The sequence below is a fragment of the Streptomyces sp. NPDC001380 genome, from assembly GCF_042895785.1.
In the GTDB taxonomy this organism is placed as follows: domain Bacteria; phylum Actinomycetota; class Actinomycetes; order Streptomycetales; family Streptomycetaceae; genus Peterkaempfera.
Genome location: NZ_JBIAWP010000003.1, coordinates 370,179 through 387,679, shown reverse-complemented (window position 1 = coordinate 387,679; position 17,501 = coordinate 370,179). Strand labels below are relative to the sequence as shown.

15 protein-coding genes are annotated in these 17,501 nt (G+C 76.5%); 4 read left to right on the top strand and 11 right to left on the bottom strand.

Features of this window, described 5'->3' with window-relative positions; genetic code table 11:
* Positions 1-412: 412 nt before the first annotated feature.
* Positions 413-1,417, bottom strand: a complete 1,005-nt coding sequence (locus tag ACFY07_RS06570; RefSeq protein ID WP_390867663.1) for a stage II sporulation protein M — start codon at positions 1,415-1,417, stop codon at positions 413-415.
* A gap of 148 nt (positions 1,418-1,565) precedes the next feature.
* Between ACFY07_RS06570 and ACFY07_RS06565 the strand changes: the two genes are divergently transcribed.
* A complete protein-coding gene (locus tag ACFY07_RS06565; RefSeq protein WP_390867662.1) occupies positions 1,566-2,558 on the top strand; it encodes an RDD family protein in 993 nt (330 codons plus the stop codon).
* Positions 2,559-2,665: 107 nt separating this feature from the next.
* Here ACFY07_RS06565 and ACFY07_RS06560 read toward each other — a convergent pair whose 3' ends face one another.
* Positions 2,666-3,316 (bottom strand): hypothetical protein, encoded by a 651-nt coding sequence (locus ACFY07_RS06560; RefSeq protein WP_390867660.1) that lies wholly within the window; start codon positions 3,314-3,316, stop codon positions 2,666-2,668.
* An 87-nt stretch (positions 3,317-3,403) separates the two neighbouring features.
* Positions 3,404-4,852: an adenosylhomocysteinase gene (gene ahcY / locus ACFY07_RS06555; RefSeq protein WP_390867659.1), complete on the bottom strand. Its 1,449-nt coding sequence runs from the start codon at positions 4,850-4,852 to the stop codon at positions 3,404-3,406.
* Positions 4,853-5,318: 466 nt separating this feature from the next.
* Between ahcY and lepB the strand changes: the two genes are divergently transcribed.
* Complete coding sequence (gene lepB / locus ACFY07_RS06550; protein WP_390867658.1) at positions 5,319-6,197, top strand: signal peptidase I; 879 nt, start codon at positions 5,319-5,321, stop codon at positions 6,195-6,197.
* A gap of 271 nt (positions 6,198-6,468) precedes the next feature.
* On the opposite strand, the gene ACFY07_RS06545 is transcribed toward lepB, so the two are convergent.
* From ACFY07_RS06545 to ACFY07_RS06520, 6 genes are all read right to left on the bottom strand, one after another.
* Positions 6,469-7,458, bottom strand: a complete 990-nt coding sequence (locus ACFY07_RS06545) for a cation diffusion facilitator family transporter (protein WP_390867657.1) — start codon at positions 7,456-7,458, stop codon at positions 6,469-6,471.
* 175 nt (positions 7,459-7,633) lie between these two features.
* The gene (gene manA / locus ACFY07_RS06540; RefSeq protein ID WP_390867656.1) at positions 7,634-8,839 is read right to left on the bottom strand and encodes a mannose-6-phosphate isomerase, class I; all 1,206 of its coding nucleotides are present in this window, start codon (positions 8,837-8,839) and stop codon (positions 7,634-7,636) included.
* A 387-nt stretch (positions 8,840-9,226) separates the two neighbouring features.
* Positions 9,227-10,531 (bottom strand): SIS domain-containing protein, encoded by a 1,305-nt coding sequence (locus ACFY07_RS06535; protein WP_390867655.1) that lies wholly within the window; start codon positions 10,529-10,531, stop codon positions 9,227-9,229.
* A gap of 88 nt (positions 10,532-10,619) precedes the next feature.
* Positions 10,620-10,802, bottom strand: coding sequence for a Trm112 family protein (locus tag ACFY07_RS06530; RefSeq protein WP_390867654.1), 183 nt, complete (start codon positions 10,800-10,802; stop codon positions 10,620-10,622).
* A 215-nt stretch (positions 10,803-11,017) separates the two neighbouring features.
* Positions 11,018-12,403, bottom strand: a complete 1,386-nt coding sequence (locus tag ACFY07_RS06525) for a phosphomannomutase/phosphoglucomutase (protein WP_390867653.1) — start codon at positions 12,401-12,403, stop codon at positions 11,018-11,020.
* Between the two features lie 360 nt (positions 12,404-12,763).
* Positions 12,764-13,192: a DUF3499 domain-containing protein gene (locus ACFY07_RS06520; RefSeq protein ID WP_390867652.1), complete on the bottom strand. Its 429-nt coding sequence runs from the start codon at positions 13,190-13,192 to the stop codon at positions 12,764-12,766.
* Between the two features lie 216 nt (positions 13,193-13,408).
* On the opposite strand from ACFY07_RS06520, the gene ACFY07_RS06515 reads away from it, so the two are divergent.
* A complete protein-coding gene (locus tag ACFY07_RS06515) occupies positions 13,409-13,867 on the top strand; it encodes a metallopeptidase family protein (protein ID WP_230648416.1) in 459 nt (152 codons plus the stop codon).
* A gap of 69 nt (positions 13,868-13,936) precedes the next feature.
* On the opposite strand, the gene ACFY07_RS06510 is transcribed toward ACFY07_RS06515, so the two are convergent.
* Positions 13,937-14,977 carry an NADPH:quinone oxidoreductase family protein gene (locus tag ACFY07_RS06510; protein ID WP_390867651.1) on the bottom strand — a complete coding sequence of 347 codons (1,041 nt, stop codon included), beginning with the start codon at positions 14,975-14,977 and terminating at the stop codon, positions 13,937-13,939.
* A 124-nt stretch (positions 14,978-15,101) separates the two neighbouring features.
* Between ACFY07_RS06510 and ACFY07_RS06505 the strand changes: the two genes are divergently transcribed.
* On the top strand, positions 15,102-15,728 hold the full coding sequence (locus tag ACFY07_RS06505) for a TetR/AcrR family transcriptional regulator (RefSeq protein ID WP_390867650.1): 627 nt from the start codon (positions 15,102-15,104) through the stop codon (positions 15,726-15,728).
* A 170-nt stretch (positions 15,729-15,898) separates the two neighbouring features.
* Here the strand turns inward: ACFY07_RS06505 and ACFY07_RS06500 are convergent, their stop codons facing one another.
* The gene (locus ACFY07_RS06500; RefSeq protein ID WP_390867649.1) at positions 15,899-17,497 is read right to left on the bottom strand and encodes a DUF5719 family protein; all 1,599 of its coding nucleotides are present in this window, start codon (positions 17,495-17,497) and stop codon (positions 15,899-15,901) included.
* Positions 17,498-17,501: the final 4 nt, after the last annotated feature.

Sequence of the window (17,501 nt, the reverse complement as noted above, 5' to 3'; positions counted from 1 at the left end):
TGTTGAGTTCTCAAGGAACGGACGCTTCCTTCGCGGCCCCTGCGGGCCCCTCCGGGCGCTTCGTTCTTCCGTGTCTCCAGCTTATCAGACCCGCGGAGTGTCTCTCTCCGCTTCCCTGACCCCCGCCGGCGGGGTTTTCCGCTTTTCTTCGTTCCGAACCCTATCAGGCTTTCGGCACTCCGTTTAACGGATTCACCGTTCCGGACGCACGCCACCGCAGAGGAATTCTGAATTCACTGCGGATTCGGCGGTCTGCAAACCGGACCGGCGGTGTCGTAGACACTAACGCCGACTTCCGACCTTGTCCAGTCGGAGGCAACCCTTCGAATCTACTGGTTCGCCCGACCGAAGTCAACGGTCCGGCGGACGATCACGAGACTACCAGCTCGGCCGCGCCGTCCCGCGCAGGCCCTCACGCGGCGACGGGAAGTTCGTCGGCTCGGTCCGCGGCCTCGACGTCCCCGACGTGTCCTGCGCGGAACGCCCGGCGGCCGACCACGAAGACGTAGGCGAGGAAAAGGGCCTCGGCGAGCCCTCCGATGCCGATGCGTGCCCAGGTGGGCAGCGAGGAGGGGGTGACGAAGGCTTCGAGGACCCCGGAGACGAGCAGGACGGCGGTCAGGCCCACGATCGTCCCAATGATCGCCCGCCCCTCCTCCGCGAGAGCGACCGCGCGGGTGCGCGGCCCCGGGTCGATGACGGTCCAGGCGAGGCGCAGGCCCAGGCCCGCGGCGACAAAGACGGCGCTCAGTTCCAGCATGCCGTGCGGGAGCAGCAGTCCGAGGAAGAGGCCGAGCCGCCCGGCCGAGGCCATCACGCCGACACCGATGCCGAGGTTGACGACGTTGACCACCAGTGCGTAGAGGACCGGCAGGCCCAGGAAGACGCCGCCGACCAGGCAGAGGGCGGCGGCCCAGGCGTTGTTGGTCCACACCTGGGCCGCGAACGAGCTCGCCGGATGGCTGGAGTAGTAGGCCTCGTACTCGCCCCCGGGACGGGTCATCTCCCGGATCTGCCCGGGTGCGGCGATGGCCGCGCGGACATGCGCGTCGGTGGCCACCCACACCGCGACGACCGCGACGAGGGCGAGCGACGCCAGAGCGGTGGGCACCCACCAGCGCCGGGTCCGGTACAGCGCTGCGGGGAAGCCGGCGGCGAAGTAGCGCCCGGCGTCCCGCCAGCCCGCCGACCTGGCGCCCGTCACGGCGCTGCGCGCGCGGGCCACGAGGGAGGTCAGGCGGCCGACGAGGAGGGGGTCGGGGGCGGTCGACTGCACCTGGGAGAGGTGGGAGGCCACCCGCTGGTACAGGTCGACGAGTTCGTCGGCCTCGGCGCCGGTGAGGCGGCGGCGGCCGCAGAGCTGTTCCAGGCGGGCCCACTCCGCGCGGTGGGTGGTGACGAAGACGTCCAGATCCATGCGCGGGCTCCGGGCTCGGGGGCGTTCGGGGTCGGGGACAGCTTGCCAGAGCACCGTCCCGGCTATCGGCGGTCCGCACCGCGGCCTTATCTTGGGCGCCCGGAGAGCACGGGGGCGAGCACGGGGGCGAGGACGGGTGGGAGCGGCAGTGAGCGACCTGGTGACCGGCGAGGCCGTGGTGCTCGGGGTGCAGCCGGCGAGGCTGCCCAGCAGGATGCTCGCCTGCGCCCTCGACCTCACGGCACTGTTCGCCCTGCTGATCGCCCTCACCGCCGGTCTGGCGTTCGCCGTGCCCGACCTCGACTCGGCTGCCGCCGCAGCGGTCACCCTGAGCCTGACCGTGGGGATCCTGGTGGGCATACCCGTCGCGGTGGAGACCCTCTCGCGGGGGCGCTCGCTGGGGAAGCTCGCCCTGGGACTGCGGGTGGTCCGCACCGACGGCGGGCCGGTCCGCTTCCGGCAGGCGCTGGTCCGCGGCCTGGTGGGGTTCTTCGAGATCATCGCGCTGACCGGGGTCCCGGCCGTCGTCTGCTCCCTCGTCTCGGACCGCGGGCGCAGGCTGGGGGACGTCTTCGCGGGGACCCTGGTGGTCCGCGAGCGGGTGCCGGGGGCGGGCGCCGGGCGGGCACCGCTGCCGCCCCTGCCGCCGCAGGCCGCGGGTGCAGCGGGAGGGGAGCTGTCCTCGCTGGACCTCTCCGCCGTGCCCGACGCTCTGTGGCTGGCCGTGCGGCAGTACCTCGGACGGATCCGGGAGCTGGACCAGCAGGTCGCCTGGGACCTCGGCCGGCGGCTGTCGGCCGACGTGGCGGCGCGGACGGGCCGGGCCGTCCCCGGGGGAGTGCACCCGGCCGCCTACCTGGCGGCGGTGCTGGCCGAACGGCAGCACCGGGAGTGGGTGCGGACCGCCGCCGCGCACCGGGCCGCCGCGGCACCTGCTGCACCTGCTGCACCCGGCGTGCAGACGCCCGCGTCCGGGGCCGGACCGGCCGCACCGGCACCCGGGCCGTGGGCCGGGCCCGGCGCGGCCCCGCAGGCTCCGGTGCCGACGCCGCCGATCCGGCCGGCGGCGGAGCCGTCGGACACCGGTGCCGGCCGGAGCGGCGGCGGTACGGCCGGAGGGGGCTTCGCGCCGCCGGCCTGACGGCACGCACGACGGCTCCGCAGGCCCTCCCGGTCCTGCCCGCCCCCGCCCGGCCTGCCTTCCCGGCTCCCCGCCCGCCGCTCCCCCGTTTCCCGTCTCCCCTGCGGTCAGTCCGCGGAGGCCGCCGGGGGCTGCTGGTTGGGCGGCCCGTCGAGGGCCTCCAGCTCGACCCCGGGCGCCGCGAGCACGACGTCGCCGGCCAGGTGCACCGTCTGCTGCTCACCGGTCTCGAGGTCGGCGACGGTGTAGCGGTGGACGAGCAGCGGGCCGTTGTCGGTGGCGTGTGATTCGATGCCGTCCAGTGACCAGCCCTGGTCGAGGGTGCGTGGTGCGAGTACGGGTTCGGTGAGGGCGACCAGGCGCAGCCTCGTCCTGTCTCCGGGTTCCAGCCGGAGCAGCCGGGCGGTGGCGATCAGGAACGCGGGCGAGCGCCCGGTGAAGGTGTGGGCGCGGTCGTGCCCCTCGGTGGCCTCGGGAGGCACGTCCCCGGCGTCGGGGGCGGCGGCCCGGGTGCGTACCCAGGCGAGGCCGTCGAGCATGCCTCCGCGGACCTGCCAGTCACCGGTCCGCAGGTGGAGGCGGAGCGGTCGGCCGCGGGAGTCGAGGGTGAGGTCGACGGAGCCTGCGGGTGCGCCGTCGGGGGTGAAGGTCTGCGAGGTGTAGCGCCAGCCGGCGGGGCCGGGGGCGCAGCTGAAGTGTTCCTCTCCGAGGGGGGTGTCGTCGTGGGGGTCGTACAGGGAGTACCGGCCGCTGGGCATGGTCGCATGCTACGGCGGGGACGGGCCGGGCCCCGGACCTGGCTGCAGGTCCGGGGCCCGGGGTGGCGCGCTGCCGCGCGGCGGCTGTCAGTAGCGGTAGTGGTCCGACTTGTACGGGCCCTCGACCTTGACGCCGATGTACGCGGCCTGCTCCTCCGTGAGCGTGGTGAGCTTGACGCCCAGCGCGTCCAGGTGGAGGCGGGCGACCTTCTCGTCCAGGTGCTTGGGGAGCGTGTAGACGCCCACCGGGTACTCCTCGGTCTTCGTGAAGAGCTCGATCTGGGCGATCGTCTGGTTCGCGAAGGAGTTGGACATCACGAACGACGGGTGGCCGGTGGCGTTGCCCAGGTTGAGCAGGCGGCCCTCGGACAGCACGATGATCGTCTTGCCGTCCGGGAAGGTCCAGGTGTGGACCTGGGGCTTGACCTCGTCCTTGACGATGCCGGGGATGCGGGCCAGGCCGCCCATGTCGATCTCGTTGTCGAAGTGGCCGATGTTGCCCACGATGGCCTGGTGCTTCATCCGCTCCATGTGGGAGGCGAGGATGATGTCCTTGTTGCCGGTGGTGGTGATGAAGATGTCGGCGGTCTCGACGACGTCGTCCAGGGTGGTGACCTGGTAGCCGTCCATCGCAGCCTGGAGGGCGCAGATGGGGTCGATCTCGGTGACGATCACGCGGGCGCCCTGGCCGCGCAGCGACTCGGCGCAGCCCTTGCCCACGTCGCCGTAGCCGCAGACCACGGCGACCTTGCCGCCGATGAGCACGTCGGTGGCGCGGTTGATGCCGTCGATCAGCGAGTGGCGGCAGCCGTACTTGTTGTCGAACTTCGACTTGGTCACCGCGTCGTTCACGTTGATGGCCGGGAACAGCAGGCTGCCGTCGCGGTGCATCTCGTACAGGCGGTGGACGCCGGTGGTGGTCTCCTCGGTGACGCCCTTGATCGCGGCCGCGGCCTCGGTCCACTTGCGGGGCGACTCGGCCAGGGTGCGGTTGAGGAGCTCCAGGATGATCCGGTACTCGTCGTTGTCGGCGGTGGAGGGGTCCGGGGCCGCACCGGCCTTCTCGAACTCCACGCCCTTGTGGACGAGGAGGGTGGCGTCGCCGCCGTCGTCCAGGATCATGTTCGGGCCGACCTCACCGGGCCAGGTGAGGGCCTGCTCGGTGCACCACCAGTACTCCTCCAGCGTCTCGCCCTTCCAGGCGAAGACGGGGACGCCCTTCGGGTTCTCCGGGGTGCCCTCGGGGCCCACGGCGATGGCCGCGGCGGCGTGGTCCTGGGTGGAGAAGATGTTGCAGGAGCACCAGCGGACCTCGGCGCCGAGGGCCGTCAGGGTCTCGATGAGCACGGCGGTCTGCACGGTCATGTGCAGGGAGCCGGTGATCCGGGCGCCGGCCAGGGGCTGCTGGGCGGCGTACTCCTCGCGGATGGCCATCAGGCCGGGCATCTCGTGCTCGGCGAGCTGGATCTCCTTGCGGCCGAACGGGGCCAGGGACAGGTCGGCGACCTTGAAGTCGCCGGTGGTCTGGGACGCCATGCGTCTGCTCCTCGGGCTGGTTGTGGGGCGTTGCGGGCGCGCCGGGCGCGCCCGGCGCTGTGGGCTGGTCCGGTGTGCTGCAGCGGTACGGGACGGGGCTCGGGCAGGTGCGGCCGCGGAGCCGGCGGTGCCCGACGGCGCGGACACACCGATCCCCACGGGGTGGTGCACTCCCGTGGTCCACGGGGCCCGGCGGACCGGTCCCCTCGCTCCAGCACAGCCCGTCGGAGGCCCTCTCTCCCTCGACCGGAGGACGCGTCGGAGCGCGCACCGTCCGATCGACCGCCATCAGCAGCGACGTCTGGCTCTGCCCACGAATCTACACCGGCGGCTCCGAAGAGGACCCGGGACGCCGGTCGATCCGGCCATCCGGAGTGCCCGCCGCCCCGGGGCGCGGGCGGGACGCGCCGCTACGATCGCGGGCGCTCCCCCGCCGGGAGGAGCACCACGGGAAGGGACGGCGTCCATGGCGGAGAACGGGTGGGACCAGGTGTGGGCAGCACCGCAGGACGGTCCGGGCCGGGGAGTCGCCCCGTCGGGGGTGCCGGCGCAGGGCGGTCCGGCACGGTGGCCGGCGGGACAGCCGTGGGCGGGGCAGCGGCGTCCCGCCCGGCCCGGCCGCCGGGCGGCGGCCGTCTGCCTGGCGGTGGCGGCGGCGGGCGTGGTGGCCGCGGTGCTGGGTGCGGCCCTGCTGGTGACCGGCTACCACCGCTACACGATGGGCGGCGCCTCGATGCAGCCGACGCTCCATGCGGGCGACCGGGTGTGGGTCCGCAGGATCAGCACGTCGGAGGTGCGGCGCGGCGATGTGGTGGCGCTGTCGGTCCCCGCATGGGGATGGGGACGGCAGCTGGTCGTCAAGCGCGTCGTGGGGGTCGGCGGGGACCGGGTGTCCGCACGTGCGGACGGACGGCTGACGGTGAACGGCAGGGCGGTGGAGGAGCCGTACACGGCGTCGTCGGGGCAGTTCTCCGGTCCTCCGTTCGCGGTGACGGTGCCGCGGGGGCGCTTCTTCGTGATGGGCGACAACCGGGAGAACTCCAACGACTCCCGCTACCACCTCGAGGACGGCATGGGCGGCGTGGCCGCGGCGGACGTGCGCGGGTGCGTGGAGCGGGTGGAGGACGTCTCGGGCTTCCACGCCCTGGTGCCGACGCGGGCGTTCGCCGACGCGGGCGTCGGGCCGGCTGCCGGGCCGGGACCCTTCAGGGCGTACGTGACGGTGCTCGGCTCGGGTGTGGTGGCCGCGTTCACGGGCCTGGCCGCGCTGCCGGTGTCGCTGTGGACGACGCGGAGGCGCGCCCGGTCCCGGGCCGCGGGAATCCCCGGGTCCGTGGCGGCCTGACGGCTCCGTGCCGCCCCGGGAGCCCGGGGCCCGGGGGCCGGGGGCCGGAGTGCGGCAAGGGCGCGGAGGCACGGGCGCGGAGACGGGGACCGGCGTGGGAGTCCCGGGCCGGACGGGACAGGTCCGCACGCGCCGGAGCCGGGAACGCCGCCGCCTCCCGGGGCACGGGGTCCCGGGAGGCGGCGGGTGCCGACGGGCGTCCGGGCCCGGCACGGGTGCCGGGCCCGCAGGACGGCGGGCGTGGGTGGGTGCCGGTGGGCGTCAGCGGGTGTCAGTGGGCGCCGGAACCGGCATCGTCCGGAACGGGGCCGCCGGGGGTGGCCAGGCGGTCGGGGCCGGCGGCGGCCTTGTCGGCGCTGTAGACGTCCGGTTCGAGGTAGATGACGCGGGCGATGGGCACCGCCCGGCGGATGCGGGCCTCGGCCTCGTCGATGGCACGGGCCACGTCGGCGGCCGTGTCGTCGTGCCGGACGGCGATCTTGGCCGCGACCAGGAGCTCCTCGGGGCCGAGGTGGAGGGTGCGCATGTGGATGAGGCCCGTCACGGTGTCGTGGTCGACCAGCGCCCTGCGGATGTCGGCGACGGTCTCCCTGGTGGCGGCCTCGCCGAGCAGCAGGCTCTTGGTCTCCACCGCCAGCACCAGGGCGATGGCGATCAGCAGCGAGCCGATGCACAGGGTGCCGACCCCGTCCCAGACGCCGTTGTCCGTGAGGACGGCCAGTCCGACGCCGAAGAGCGCCAGGACGAGGCCGATCAGGGCGCCGAAGTCCTCCAGCAGGACGACGGGGAGCTCGGGCGCCTTGGCCCGCCGGACGAACTGCGGCCAGGTGAGGGAGCCGCGGATCTCGTTGGACTCCCTGATGGCGGTGCGGAAGGAGAAGCCCTCCGCGACGATGGCGAAGACCAGGACGCCCACGGCCCAGTACCAGCTGTCCAGCGGGTGGGGGTGGACGACCTTCTCGTAGCCCTCGTAGAGGGCGAACATGCCGCCGACGGTGAACAGGACGATCGACACCAGGAAGCCGAAGATGTAGCGCTCACGCCCGTAGCCGAACGGGTGCTCCTCGGTGGCCTCCCGTTTGGCCCGCTTGCCGCCGAGCAGCAGCAGCCCCTGGTTGCCGGAGTCGGCGACGGAGTGCACGGCCTCCGCGAGCATCGAGGAGGAGCCGGTGACGACGAACGCCACGAACTTGCTGGCAGCGATCGCGAGGTTGGCCCCCAGGGCCGCGACGATCGCCTTGGTGCCGCCGGATGCACTCATGGTGCGGTTCAGTCCTTCCGCCGGGCCGCTGCGGGCCTGCTGTCTCGTCGCCGCGGCGTCCCCGTGCCCGGGATCGCCGCCGCGGCGCGCCATTCTCGCACCAGGCGCCGCCGGTTGCTCCTGCCCGCCCGGGCGCGGCGTCAGTCGCGGCGCAGGCCCCCGCGCGGCGCGGCCGTCACCCGAGGGCGACGGTGGCGCGGAAGACGACGGCGCCGGCACCGGTGAGGACGGCGTCCTCACCGGCCGGGAGGTACGCGGACCCTCCCCTGGGCAGGACGAGGGACGCGCCCCCGGGACCGGTGAGCACGGCCTCGCCCGCGGTGCAGAGCAGGATCTGGGGCGCCCGGCCCGCCACGGACCGGTCGGCACCGGTGAGGTTGTACCGGGAGAGGCGGAACTCCTCCGTCGGGGTCGGGTAGACCTCCTCGCCGTCCGCTCCGAGGACGGGGACGGGCTCCAGCACGGCGGGCTCGGCGGCCCGGAAGTCGACGACCCGCAGCAGCTCGGGCACGTCCACGTGCTTGGGGGTGAGGCCGCAGCGCAGCACGTTGTCGGAGTTGGCCATGAGTTCCACCCCGAGGCCGCGCAGGTAGGCGTGGGGGACGCCGGCGCCGAGGTGGAGCGCCTGGCCGGGCCGCAGCGTGACGTGGTTGAGCAGCAGCGCGGCGACGATGCCGGGGTCGCCGGGGAAGTCGCGGGCGGCGACGGCGTAGGCGGCGCAGGCGGCGGCGTACGGGCCGTCGCCCGCGGCGGCCTTCTCCAGCGCCTCGGCGACCTCGGTGGCGCAGGCGGCCGTGCGGTCGCGGTCACCGCCGAGGACCTCGGCGAGGACCGTGCGCAGGGCGGCCTCCTCCGGCTCGGAGCGCAGGACGGCGGTCCACGGGGCCAGGGAGGGGACGCGGAGGGAGTCCATCAGGTCGGCGGTTGCGGCGGGGGCGCGGAAGCCGCAGAGCCCGTCGAAGTCGCTCAGCGCGCAGATCATCTCGGGCTTGTGGTTGGCGTCCCGGTAGTTGCGGTGCGGGGCGTCGCGGGGGACGCCCCGTGCCTCCTCGTCGGCGAACCCGGCCCGGGCCTGTTCGAGGGTGGGGTGGACCTGGAGGGAGAGCACGTGGCCGGCGGCCAGGACCTTGAAGAGGAAGGGCAGGGCCGGTCCGAAGCGGTCGACCACCGCGTCGCCCAGCTCGCCCCGCGGGTCGGCGGCGATCACGTCGGCGAGGGAGCGGTCGCCGTCGCCGCGGTCGACCCGCGACGGCGCGCCGGGGTGGGCTCCCATCCACAGTTCGGCCTGCGGCTCACCGGTGGGCTCCTGGCCGAGCAGCTCGGGGATGGCGGTGGTGGAACCCCAGGCGTACGGGCGGACGGTGTTCGCGAGGCGGTCCATGCGCGCTGCTGCCTCTTCCTGTGTCGGGTGCCGTGGCGGGCGGTGGTCCGGGAGCCTGCCGGACGGGCGCGCCCGGCACGCCCCCGAGGGGCCTGCCGGGCGTCGCCGTACCGGAGGCACGACCCTAACCGACGTGGATGACATCGGGCCGCGGCATCGGGAAGGTGTCCACGATGCGGCCGCCGGGTGTCGGCGGGGCGGCGGGGCGGCACACCGGTGAGGCCGGTGAGGGCGGTGAGGGCGGTGAGGGCGCGGCCCCGGCCCCCGGCGGGAGGGGGACTCGGCCGGCCTCAGGAGGGTCCGGGCCGCGAGGCCGGGGCTGCGGGGAGGCGCGCGGCCGGGGAGCACCGCCGGGTGCACCGGCGAGGGGGCCGACGGGGCCCCGGTTCAGGAACCGGTGGCGAGACCGAGGTAGACGGCGGCGAAGTCGGCGGTGCCGACGAGCTCGGCGAACGCCCCGACAGGGTCGTCCTGGGCGACGGCCAGCTCGCTCAGCACGACGCCGTGGTCCTCGGCGAGCCGCTGGGCGCGGGCGACGGCGCGGTGCAGCGCAGCCGCGTCCCGGTCCTCCCGCGTCGGCGCGCTCCCGCCCTCCGCACCGCCGGCGGCGGACGGGCCGGGGCCCTCGATGCCGGGCTCCTCGGCGGGGACGGGCTCGGCGACGCGGCGCAGCAGCAGGACGTGGAGCCGGAGCGGGTCGGGCTCGTCGACGCGGTCGCGGAAGAAGTCGTCGGTGCCGGTGCCGCCGCCGAGGCGGGCGGAGAACAGGCCGCGGTGGCCGGTGAGGACCTGCGGCAGGACGCCGGTGAGGGCCGGCTGCCCGGCCCGGTCGGCGAGGAGGGAGGCGAAGCGGCGGGCGGCCGCGGCGGTGAGCGGACCGTCGCCCCAGAGCAGGGGGAGGACTCCCGACAGGCGGCCGGCCAGGCTCTTGCCGGGGTTGAGGTAGGCGGCGGCGTCCGGCCGGCACCGCACCGCGACCTCGTCCAGCCGGTCGGCGGCCGCCTGGAGCGACCGCTCGTCGACGGCGGCGACACCGATCCGCCCGGCGAGGGCGAGGAGCGGGGGGAGGAGGGACCACAGGGCCGCCGGGTCCTCGGCCGGCAGTTCGCCCGCGGCCTCACCGCGCGCTCCCTCCCGGTCCCGTTCCCGCTCCCCGTCGGGGCCCTCGGCCGCGGCGGAGTGCAGCAGGGGCAGGGCGCGGGCCTGGATCGCGGCCTCGGCGAGCGGACTCCCGGCGGGGGCGACGACGGCGGCCGAGCAGCCGCGGATGTAGGCCTGCTCGACGAGGGAGCAGAGGCCGGGTTCGGCTCCGTCCGCGGAGACGGCGACCACCAGGTCCAGGGAGCCGACCCAGCCCGGCAGGTGCCAGCCGAGGTCGAGGAGGCCGGCGGGGCCGGTGTGGGTGGAGGCCCCTTCCTCGGGGGCCGCGGCGGCCGGGCCCAGGGGCAGCACGGGGCAGGTGACGCCCCCCAGGGCGGCGAGGACGTCCGCGGCGGTCAGCGCGCTGCCCTGCCCGGCGACGAGGACGGTGCGGGGGCGGCCGTCGGGCCGGAGCCGGCCGAGCCCGGACTCCTCGGCGCGGCGCAGGGCGTTGCGGACCCGGGCACCGGCGCCGGCCAGGGCCAGCAGGGCGCCGCCGGTGTCGGCGCGCTCCAGCGCCGCCGGGTCGTCGAGCAGGGCGTCGTCGAGCATGCGCCGGTCCTTCCGGGGAGGGCGGAGGGCCCTGGGTGCCCTCCGCTGCGGGGCGCGGTGGCCGCGGGTGCCGGGCCGGGTCGCCGGGTCAGGCGGGGCGGCGGGCCTCGTCGACGAGCAGGACGGGGATGCCGTCGCGGACGGGGTACGCCAGCCCGCACTCGGCGGAGGTGCAGACCAGCTCGGGCCCGTCCTCGTGCTCCGACTCGGTGAGCGGGGCCCGGCACTGCGGGCAGACGAGGATGTCCAGCAGGAAGGGTTCCAGCTTCATGCGCTGCGGCTCCGGAGTGCGGGGGCGGGGTGGTTCGTAGGGCATTCTCAGCCTACCGGCCGAGGGGTCCGGTGCCCTGCCGCGCGGCGCCCCGGTCGGGGAGCCGCGCGGCGGGGAGGGCCGGCCGCGGGCGGCGGCGCGGGGCGCGCGGCACGGCCGGGCGGCCGGGCGGCCGGGCTGCCGGACCGGCCGGGCGGACCGGCCGGGCGGACGGGTCAGCCGCGGACCAGGGCGAGGACCTCGTCGCGGACCTTCTCCATGGTGGCCGCGGAGCGGGCCTCGACGTTCAGGCGCAGCAGCGGCTCGGTGTTGGAGGGCCGCAGGTTGAACCACCAGTCCGGGCCGGCGACGGTCAGGCCGTCGAGCTCGTCGACGGTCGTCCCGGGCACGTCGGCGTAGGCGGCGCGGACGGCGGCGGTGCGGGCCGCCTGGTCCTCGACGGTGCTGTTGATCTCGCCGGAGGCGGCGTACCGGTCGTACGCGGCGACCAGCTCCGACAGCGGGCGGTCCTGGCCGCCGAGGGCGGCGAGGACGTGCAGGGCCGCGAGCATGCCGGTGTCGGCGCGCCAGAAGTCGCGGAAGTAGTAGTGCGCGGAGTGCTCGCCGCCGAAGACCGCGCCGGTGCGGGCCATCTCCTGCTTGATGAAGGAGTGGCCGACGCGGGTGCGCACCGGGACGCCGCCGTGCTCGCGGACGACCTCGGGGACGGTCCACGAGGTGATCAGGTTGTGGATGACGGTGGGCTGCTCCTCGCCCGCGGCGCGGGCGCGGGCGAGTTCGCGGACCGCGACCAGGGCGGTGATCGCGGACGGGGAGACGGGCTCGCCCCGCTCGTCGACCACGAAGCAGCGGTCGGCGTCGCCGTCGAAGGCGAGGCCGATGTCGGCCCCGGTCTCCTTCACGCGGGCCTGCAGGTCGACCAGGTTCTTCGGGTCGAGCGGGTTGGCCTCGTGGTTGGGGAAGGTGCCGTCGAGCTCGAAGTACATCGGCACCAGGTCGACCGGCAGGTCGGCGAAGACGGTGGGCACGGTGTGCCCGCCCATGCCGTTGCCGGCGTCGACGGCGACCTTGAGGCGGCGCAGCGAGCCGAGGTCGACGAGGCCGAGCAGGTGGTCGGCGTAGGCCTGGAGGAGGTCCTGGCTGCTGAGGGTGCCGTGCTCGCCCGGGTGGGCGGGGACGGTGACGGTGCCGTCGGCGGCGGTCCAGCCCTCGACCAGTTCGCGGACGCGGTCGAGGCCGGTGTCCTGGCCGACGGGGGCGGCGCCGGCCCGGCAGAGCTTGATGCCGTTGTACTGCGCCGGGTTGTGGCTGGCGGTGAACATGGCGCCGGGCAGGTCGAGCTTGCCGCTGGCGAAGTAGAGCTGGTCGGTGGAGCAGAGCCCGATCTGCACGACGTCGGCGCCGCGGGCGGCGGCGCCCTCGGCGAAGGCGCGGGCCAGGCCCGGGGAGGAGGGCCTCATGTCGTGGCCGACGACGATCGCGGTGGCCTCGGTGACCTCGGTGAACGCGGCGCCGAAGGCGCGGGCCAGGTCCTCGTCCCACTGGTCGGGAACCACGCCCCGCACGTCGTACGCCTTCACGATCTGCTTGAGGTCGCGCACTCCGGCTCCACCCTGCTCTGCGCGGCTGGGCCGCGGCGGTCTCCTGGCACCCACGTCCGTGGGGGACTGCACGGCGGACCACCTCCGCCCCGGCCCGCGGGCCCGGACGGGTGGCTGCGCCTCGGCGGCGGCGCGCGGGGGCGCAGGTGTGCGTGCGGTGGAGAGACTACCTGCTGCGCGGCGGCCGGCCCGTTCCCGGGCGGGGGGCCGTCGGGGCACGCGGCACGGCCGGGGGCGGCGGGAGCGGACGGACCCGGGGCCCTGCCGCCGGCAGCCGTACGCGCGGGCCGGCGGGACTCACGGGGGCCGCGGGACTTCAGGAACCGCGGGGAGCCGCGGCGCCGGGCCGCCCGGCGCCGTTCAGCTGTCGGGCGAGCGGAGCACCCGCAGGTGTCCGCGGCGCGCGACCTCCAGCGGGTCGCCCGGTCCGTCGGGGCGCCCCCGGCCGCGTTCGGGACGAGGCTGGGGACGGGCGGCCTCGCGGACCGCGTTGGCCAGGGCCTCCAGGTCGTCGCTGCTGGGCCGGGCGGGCCCGGCGTCCACGGCGAGGCGCACGACGTCCCAGCCGCGCGGGGCGGTGAGGCGCTCGGAGTGCTCGGCGCACAGGTCGTAGCAGTGCGGTTCGGCGTACGTGGCGAGGGGGCCCAGGACGGCGGTGGAGTCCGCGTAGACGTACGTCAGCGTCGCGACGGCGGGACGACCGCACGCGGTCCGCGAACAGCGACGTACAGGGCTCACGACGATGGACGGTACCGCACTCCTGACCGGGCCGCGACGACTCTCCCCCACCCGGTTGCGACGTGTCGCCCCGCAGCAGGGGCGCGGGGGCCGCCGCAGCCGTGTGCGGAGGCCGCCGGGGACGCGGCGCCGGGGGCCCCTGGGGGCCGCAGGCCGGGGGCCCCCGGGGGCCGCAGGCCGGGTGCTCCGGCGGGCGGGTGCCGGCCGGGGCGGGCGGTGCCGTGTCGGCCCCGGGCGGGCTCCGCGGCGACTAGGCTCGTGCCTGCTATGGACAGGTCCGCACCCCACCGCCCCCCCGGTCCGCGCCCCCGGCGCCGCGACCGCCACGGCCGCGGCCTGCGCGGCCCCCTGGCCCCGCCGCAGGTCCCGATCGCCCTGACCCGCGCCGAGGTCTTCGACGACTTCGTGCGGGACTCGGTGGAACGGCTGGAGCGGCGCTGGCCGCAGCTGGGCGAGGTGGAGTTCGCCGTGCAGGAGGTGCCGTGGCCGCCCACGGCCCCCGAGGAGGCGGCGGGCGCCCTGGGCGAGAGCGTGCCGCTGGGCCGACTCGTCCCCGCGGGCAAGGACCGGCCCACCCGGATCGTGGTCTTCCGCCGTCCGGTGGAGATCCGGGCCAAGGGCCGCGACGAGCGGGCGGCGCTGGTGCACGACATCGTGGTGGAGCAGGTCGCCGAGCTGCTCGGCCTCTCCCCCGACACGGTGGACCCCCGCTACGGCGAGGAGTGACCCGCCGCCCGGCGTGTCGCCGGGCGGCGGGGGCAGCGGGAGGCGGCCGCGGGGCCGGGTGCGGCCGGTTCAGCCCGGGAGGACCGCGATCCGCCCGGTGGTGGTGCCGTCGGCGATCCGCTGCACGGCGTCGGCCGCGCCGTCGAGGGGGACGCGCTCGCTGACCAGCGGCCGGACGACGCCCTTGGCGGCGAGTCCGGTGAGTTCGGCGTGGGCCCGGTGCACGGCGTGCGGGTCGCGGGTGTTGTACAGGCCCCAGTGCAGGCCGAGGACCGAGTAGTTCTTGATCAGGGCGTGGTTGAGCGCGGGCGCCTGGACGGCGCCCCCGGCGAAGCCGACGACGAGGATCCGCCCCTCGAAGGCGGTGCACCGGGCGGAGCCGGTGTAGGCGTCGCCGCCGACCGGGTCGAAGACCACGTCGGCGCCGCGGCCGCCGGTCGCCTCCTTCACGGCGGCGGTGAAGTCCTGCTCCCGGCGGTCCACGACCAGGTCGGCGCCGAGCGCGCGGGCAACGGCGGCCTTCTCCGGTCCGCCGACCACGCCGATCACGGTGGCTCCGGCGGCCTTGCCCAGCTGGACGGCGGCGCTGCCGACGCCGCCCGCCGCGGCGTGCACGAGGAGGGTCTCGCCGGGGCGCAGCGCGGCACGGCGGTGCAGGCCGAACCAGGCGGTCTGGTAGCCGATGTGGAGGGCTGCGGCCTCGGCGTCGTCGAGCGCCGGGGGTGCGGGGAAGGCGGCGGCGGCGTCCATGAGCGCGTACTCGGCGTACGCGCCGTGGGGCAGCAGCGGGGTGCCGATCACCCGGTCGCCGACGGCGGGCACGCCGTCCCCCGCACCCTCCTCGCCGGGACCGCCGGGACCGCCGGGCCGGCCGCCCTCCGCCGGGCCGCCCGCGGCGACGACCTCGCCGCACAGCTCGACGCCGGGGGTGAACGGGAGCGGGGGCCGCACCTGGTACTGGCCGCGGCACATGAGCGCGTCGGGGAAGTTGACCGCGGCCGCCCGCACCCGGACCAGCAGCTGCCCCGGGCCGGGCTCCGGCCGGGCGGTCTCCGCGAGCCGCATCGCGCCGCGGGGTTCGCCCAGCTCCGCCACCTGCCATGCCTTCACGCCGTCCTCCTGTTCGCCGATGCCCTTACTAAGCGCTTGCTCAGAATAGGAGCGGCCCCGCAGGATGGGAACCCCGGACCGGGACCGCCCCGGACCGGCCGCCCGCCGAGACGGATCTGCGAGGATGCCCCCCATGACCGCGACGCCCCCCGCCGACCTCTGGCCCGAGGTCCGGCCCGAGGCCGCCCGGCGGCTGCTGCTGGCCGCCGTGGAGTCCTTCGCGGGCCGCGGGTACCACGCCACCACCACCCGCGACATCGCCACCGCGGCCGGGATGAGCCCGGCGGCCCTGTACGTGCACTACCCCTCCAAGGCCGCCCTGCTCTCCGAGATCAGCCGCACCGGGCACCAGCGGACCCTCGACCTGGTGGAGGACGCGGCGGCGGGCCCCGGCGGTCCCGACGAGCGCATGCGCCGCCTCGTGGAGGACTTCACCGCCTGGCACGCGCGCACCCACACCGTGGGCCGGATCGTCCAGTACGAGCTGCAGGCGCTGCCGCCGGAGGACTTCGCCGCCGTCGCGGAGCTGCGCCACCGGATCGAGGAGACCGTGCGGGCGATGATCGCGGAGGGGGTGGCGGCCGGGGTCTTCGCCGTGCCGGACGTCCGGACGGCCGCCCGGGCGGTGCTCTCCCTCGGCATCGACGTCGCCCGCTGGTACAACGAGCGGACGGCCGAGCCCCCGGAGGAGCTCGGCCGCCGCTACGCCGACCTGGTGCTGGGCATGCTGGGCGCCCGCGGCAGCGCCTGAGACGCCGCCCGGGACGCCGCCCGCGGCACCGCCTGCGGCGCCGCCCGCAGGACCGTCAGGAACCCCGTCAGGAACCCCGTCCGGGACCTCGTCCGGAACGCCGCCGCCCCGGCCGACGGCCGGGGCGGGCAGCCGGGGGGCGGACAGCGGCGGCGGGCAGCCGGGGGCCGTCAGCCCCCGACGAGGATCGCCGGGTCCTGCGCGGCGTGCGGCACCAGCACCGTGGAGCGGTCGTCCTGGAGCGGCTGGACCGTGAACGCCGCCCCTCCGCCCGTACCGCCGGTCAGGATGCGGGCGGCGGCGACCGGGCCGCCGGAGAGGGTCTCCACCGTCACGGCCCACGGTCCGGCCGCTCCGGACGGCGCAGGGGGGGCCAGGGCGACGGTGCCCCCGGCGGGCAGCTGCACCTCCTTGACGGCGGGGCTGCCGCCCCGGGCCCCGGCCGACGAGGTCACCCGGACCTTCGCCGCCTCGCCGGTGGAGGTCAGGACGAGCGTCGAGGCGCCGGCCCGGTTCTCGGCGGCGGTGGCCCTGGCGCCGACCGGCGCGCTGGAGGCCAGCCAGGCCGCGTCGGACGAGCCGCCCTTGCGCCGGTCGACCCGCAGCCCGGCGACCACCGGCGCGGCGTGCTTCGGGTCGGTGGGGCTCAGCCGCAGGGCCGACGCGTTGCCGCGGGTGACGGCCCCCAGGTCGGCGGCGGCCACCATGCCGGCCTTGACGTGCAGGGTCTCGTGGCCGGCGGGGGTGAACCAGCCGTTGGGCCCGGAGAGCTGCACCTTGAGGTCCGCGTCGTCCTCGCCCGGGGCGAGGACGACCAGCCGGGCCGAGGCCAGGTCGCCCGGGAGGCCGGGGACGACCACCGTGCCGGCGGGCGCCGCCGCGGCGGGCAGCCAGTCGCCGCCCCGGCCGGCGTCGGAGGCGTGGAGGGCGGCGGCCACCCGGCCGGTGCGGGCGGCCACGTGGACCGCCAGGTCGGGCGCGGGGGTCCTGGTGAGGGTGGAGAGCAGGATCGGCATGGAGGCGCCGGGCGGCACGGTGACGCTGCCCGCGGAGCCGCCGTCCAGCTCGCCGTCGGCCCCGTACAGGACGACGTCGACGATGGCGGGGTGGTCCTCGGAGTTGACGAGGTCGACGTAGTCGGCGCGGCCGCTCGCGGTGGAGGCGCCGGCGAACCAGAAGCCGGTGCCGGAGGCGCCGCAGGTCAGGCCGGACATGCCCCGGCCGGGGCCGGCGGTCGCGGTGGTGGTCTGCTGCACGGTGAAGCCGGGCGCGAGGCCGCCGTCGGCGACGGCCGCCACCGCGGGGGCCTCATCGCCGCCGGGCGCCTTGGCGGTGACCGGCGCGCCCGCCTTCGCGAGGGTGGCGAGCGGGCCGCCCCGGGACGCCCCGGCCCGCGGCGCGGCCGAGGCGCTGCGGCCGGGCTTCGCACCGGCCCCGCCGCCCGGCGCGGCGCTCGCGGACCCGCTCGGCGAGGGGGCCGGGGAGCCGCTGGGGACGGCGCCCGCGGCGACGGGGACGAGCGTGCCGTGGCCGCCCGCCGCCCCGCCGGCCGGGGTGAAGGCGGTGTACGCGGTGGTGCCGGAGAAGCCCTGGAAGGGCTGCGGGCACACGGCGGAGGTCCGCTCCACCGTGGCCCGGGTGGTGCCCGCGGGACCGTCGGCGGCCGGGTCCGCGGGCGGCCGCAGCTCGGCGACGCCGAACGCGGCGGCCAGGACCGCGGCGGCGGCGAGCAGCGAGGCGGTGGTGCGGTTGGAGGTCAGGTTCCTCATCACT

Coding starts and splice junctions, on each gene's coding strand:
- ACFY07_RS06570 (WP_390867663.1), bottom strand. CDS start 1,417: ATGGATCTGGACGTCTTCGTCACCACCCACCGCGCGGAGTGGGCCCGC.
- ACFY07_RS06560 (WP_390867660.1), bottom strand. CDS start 3,316: ATGCCCAGCGGCCGGTACTCCCTGTACGACCCCCACGACGACACCCCC.
- ahcY (WP_390867659.1), bottom strand. CDS start 4,852: ATGGCGTCCCAGACCACCGGCGACTTCAAGGTCGCCGACCTGTCCCTG.
- lepB (WP_390867658.1), top strand. CDS start 5,319: ATGGCGGAGAACGGGTGGGACCAGGTGTGGGCAGCACCGCAGGACGGT.
- ACFY07_RS06545 (WP_390867657.1), bottom strand. CDS start 7,458: ATGAGTGCATCCGGCGGCACCAAGGCGATCGTCGCGGCCCTGGGGGCC.
- manA (WP_390867656.1), bottom strand. CDS start 8,839: ATGGACCGCCTCGCGAACACCGTCCGCCCGTACGCCTGGGGTTCCACC.
- ACFY07_RS06535 (WP_390867655.1), bottom strand. CDS start 10,531: ATGCTCGACGACGCCCTGCTCGACGACCCGGCGGCGCTGGAGCGCGCC.
- ACFY07_RS06530 (WP_390867654.1), bottom strand. CDS start 10,802: ATGAAGCTGGAACCCTTCCTGCTGGACATCCTCGTCTGCCCGCAGTGC.
- ACFY07_RS06515 (WP_230648416.1), top strand. CDS start 13,409: ATGGACAGGTCCGCACCCCACCGCCCCCCCGGTCCGCGCCCCCGGCGC.
- ACFY07_RS06505 (WP_390867650.1), top strand. CDS start 15,102: ATGCCCCCCATGACCGCGACGCCCCCCGCCGACCTCTGGCCCGAGGTC.
- ACFY07_RS06500 (WP_390867649.1), bottom strand. CDS start 17,497: ATGAGGAACCTGACCTCCAACCGCACCACCGCCTCGCTGCTCGCCGCC.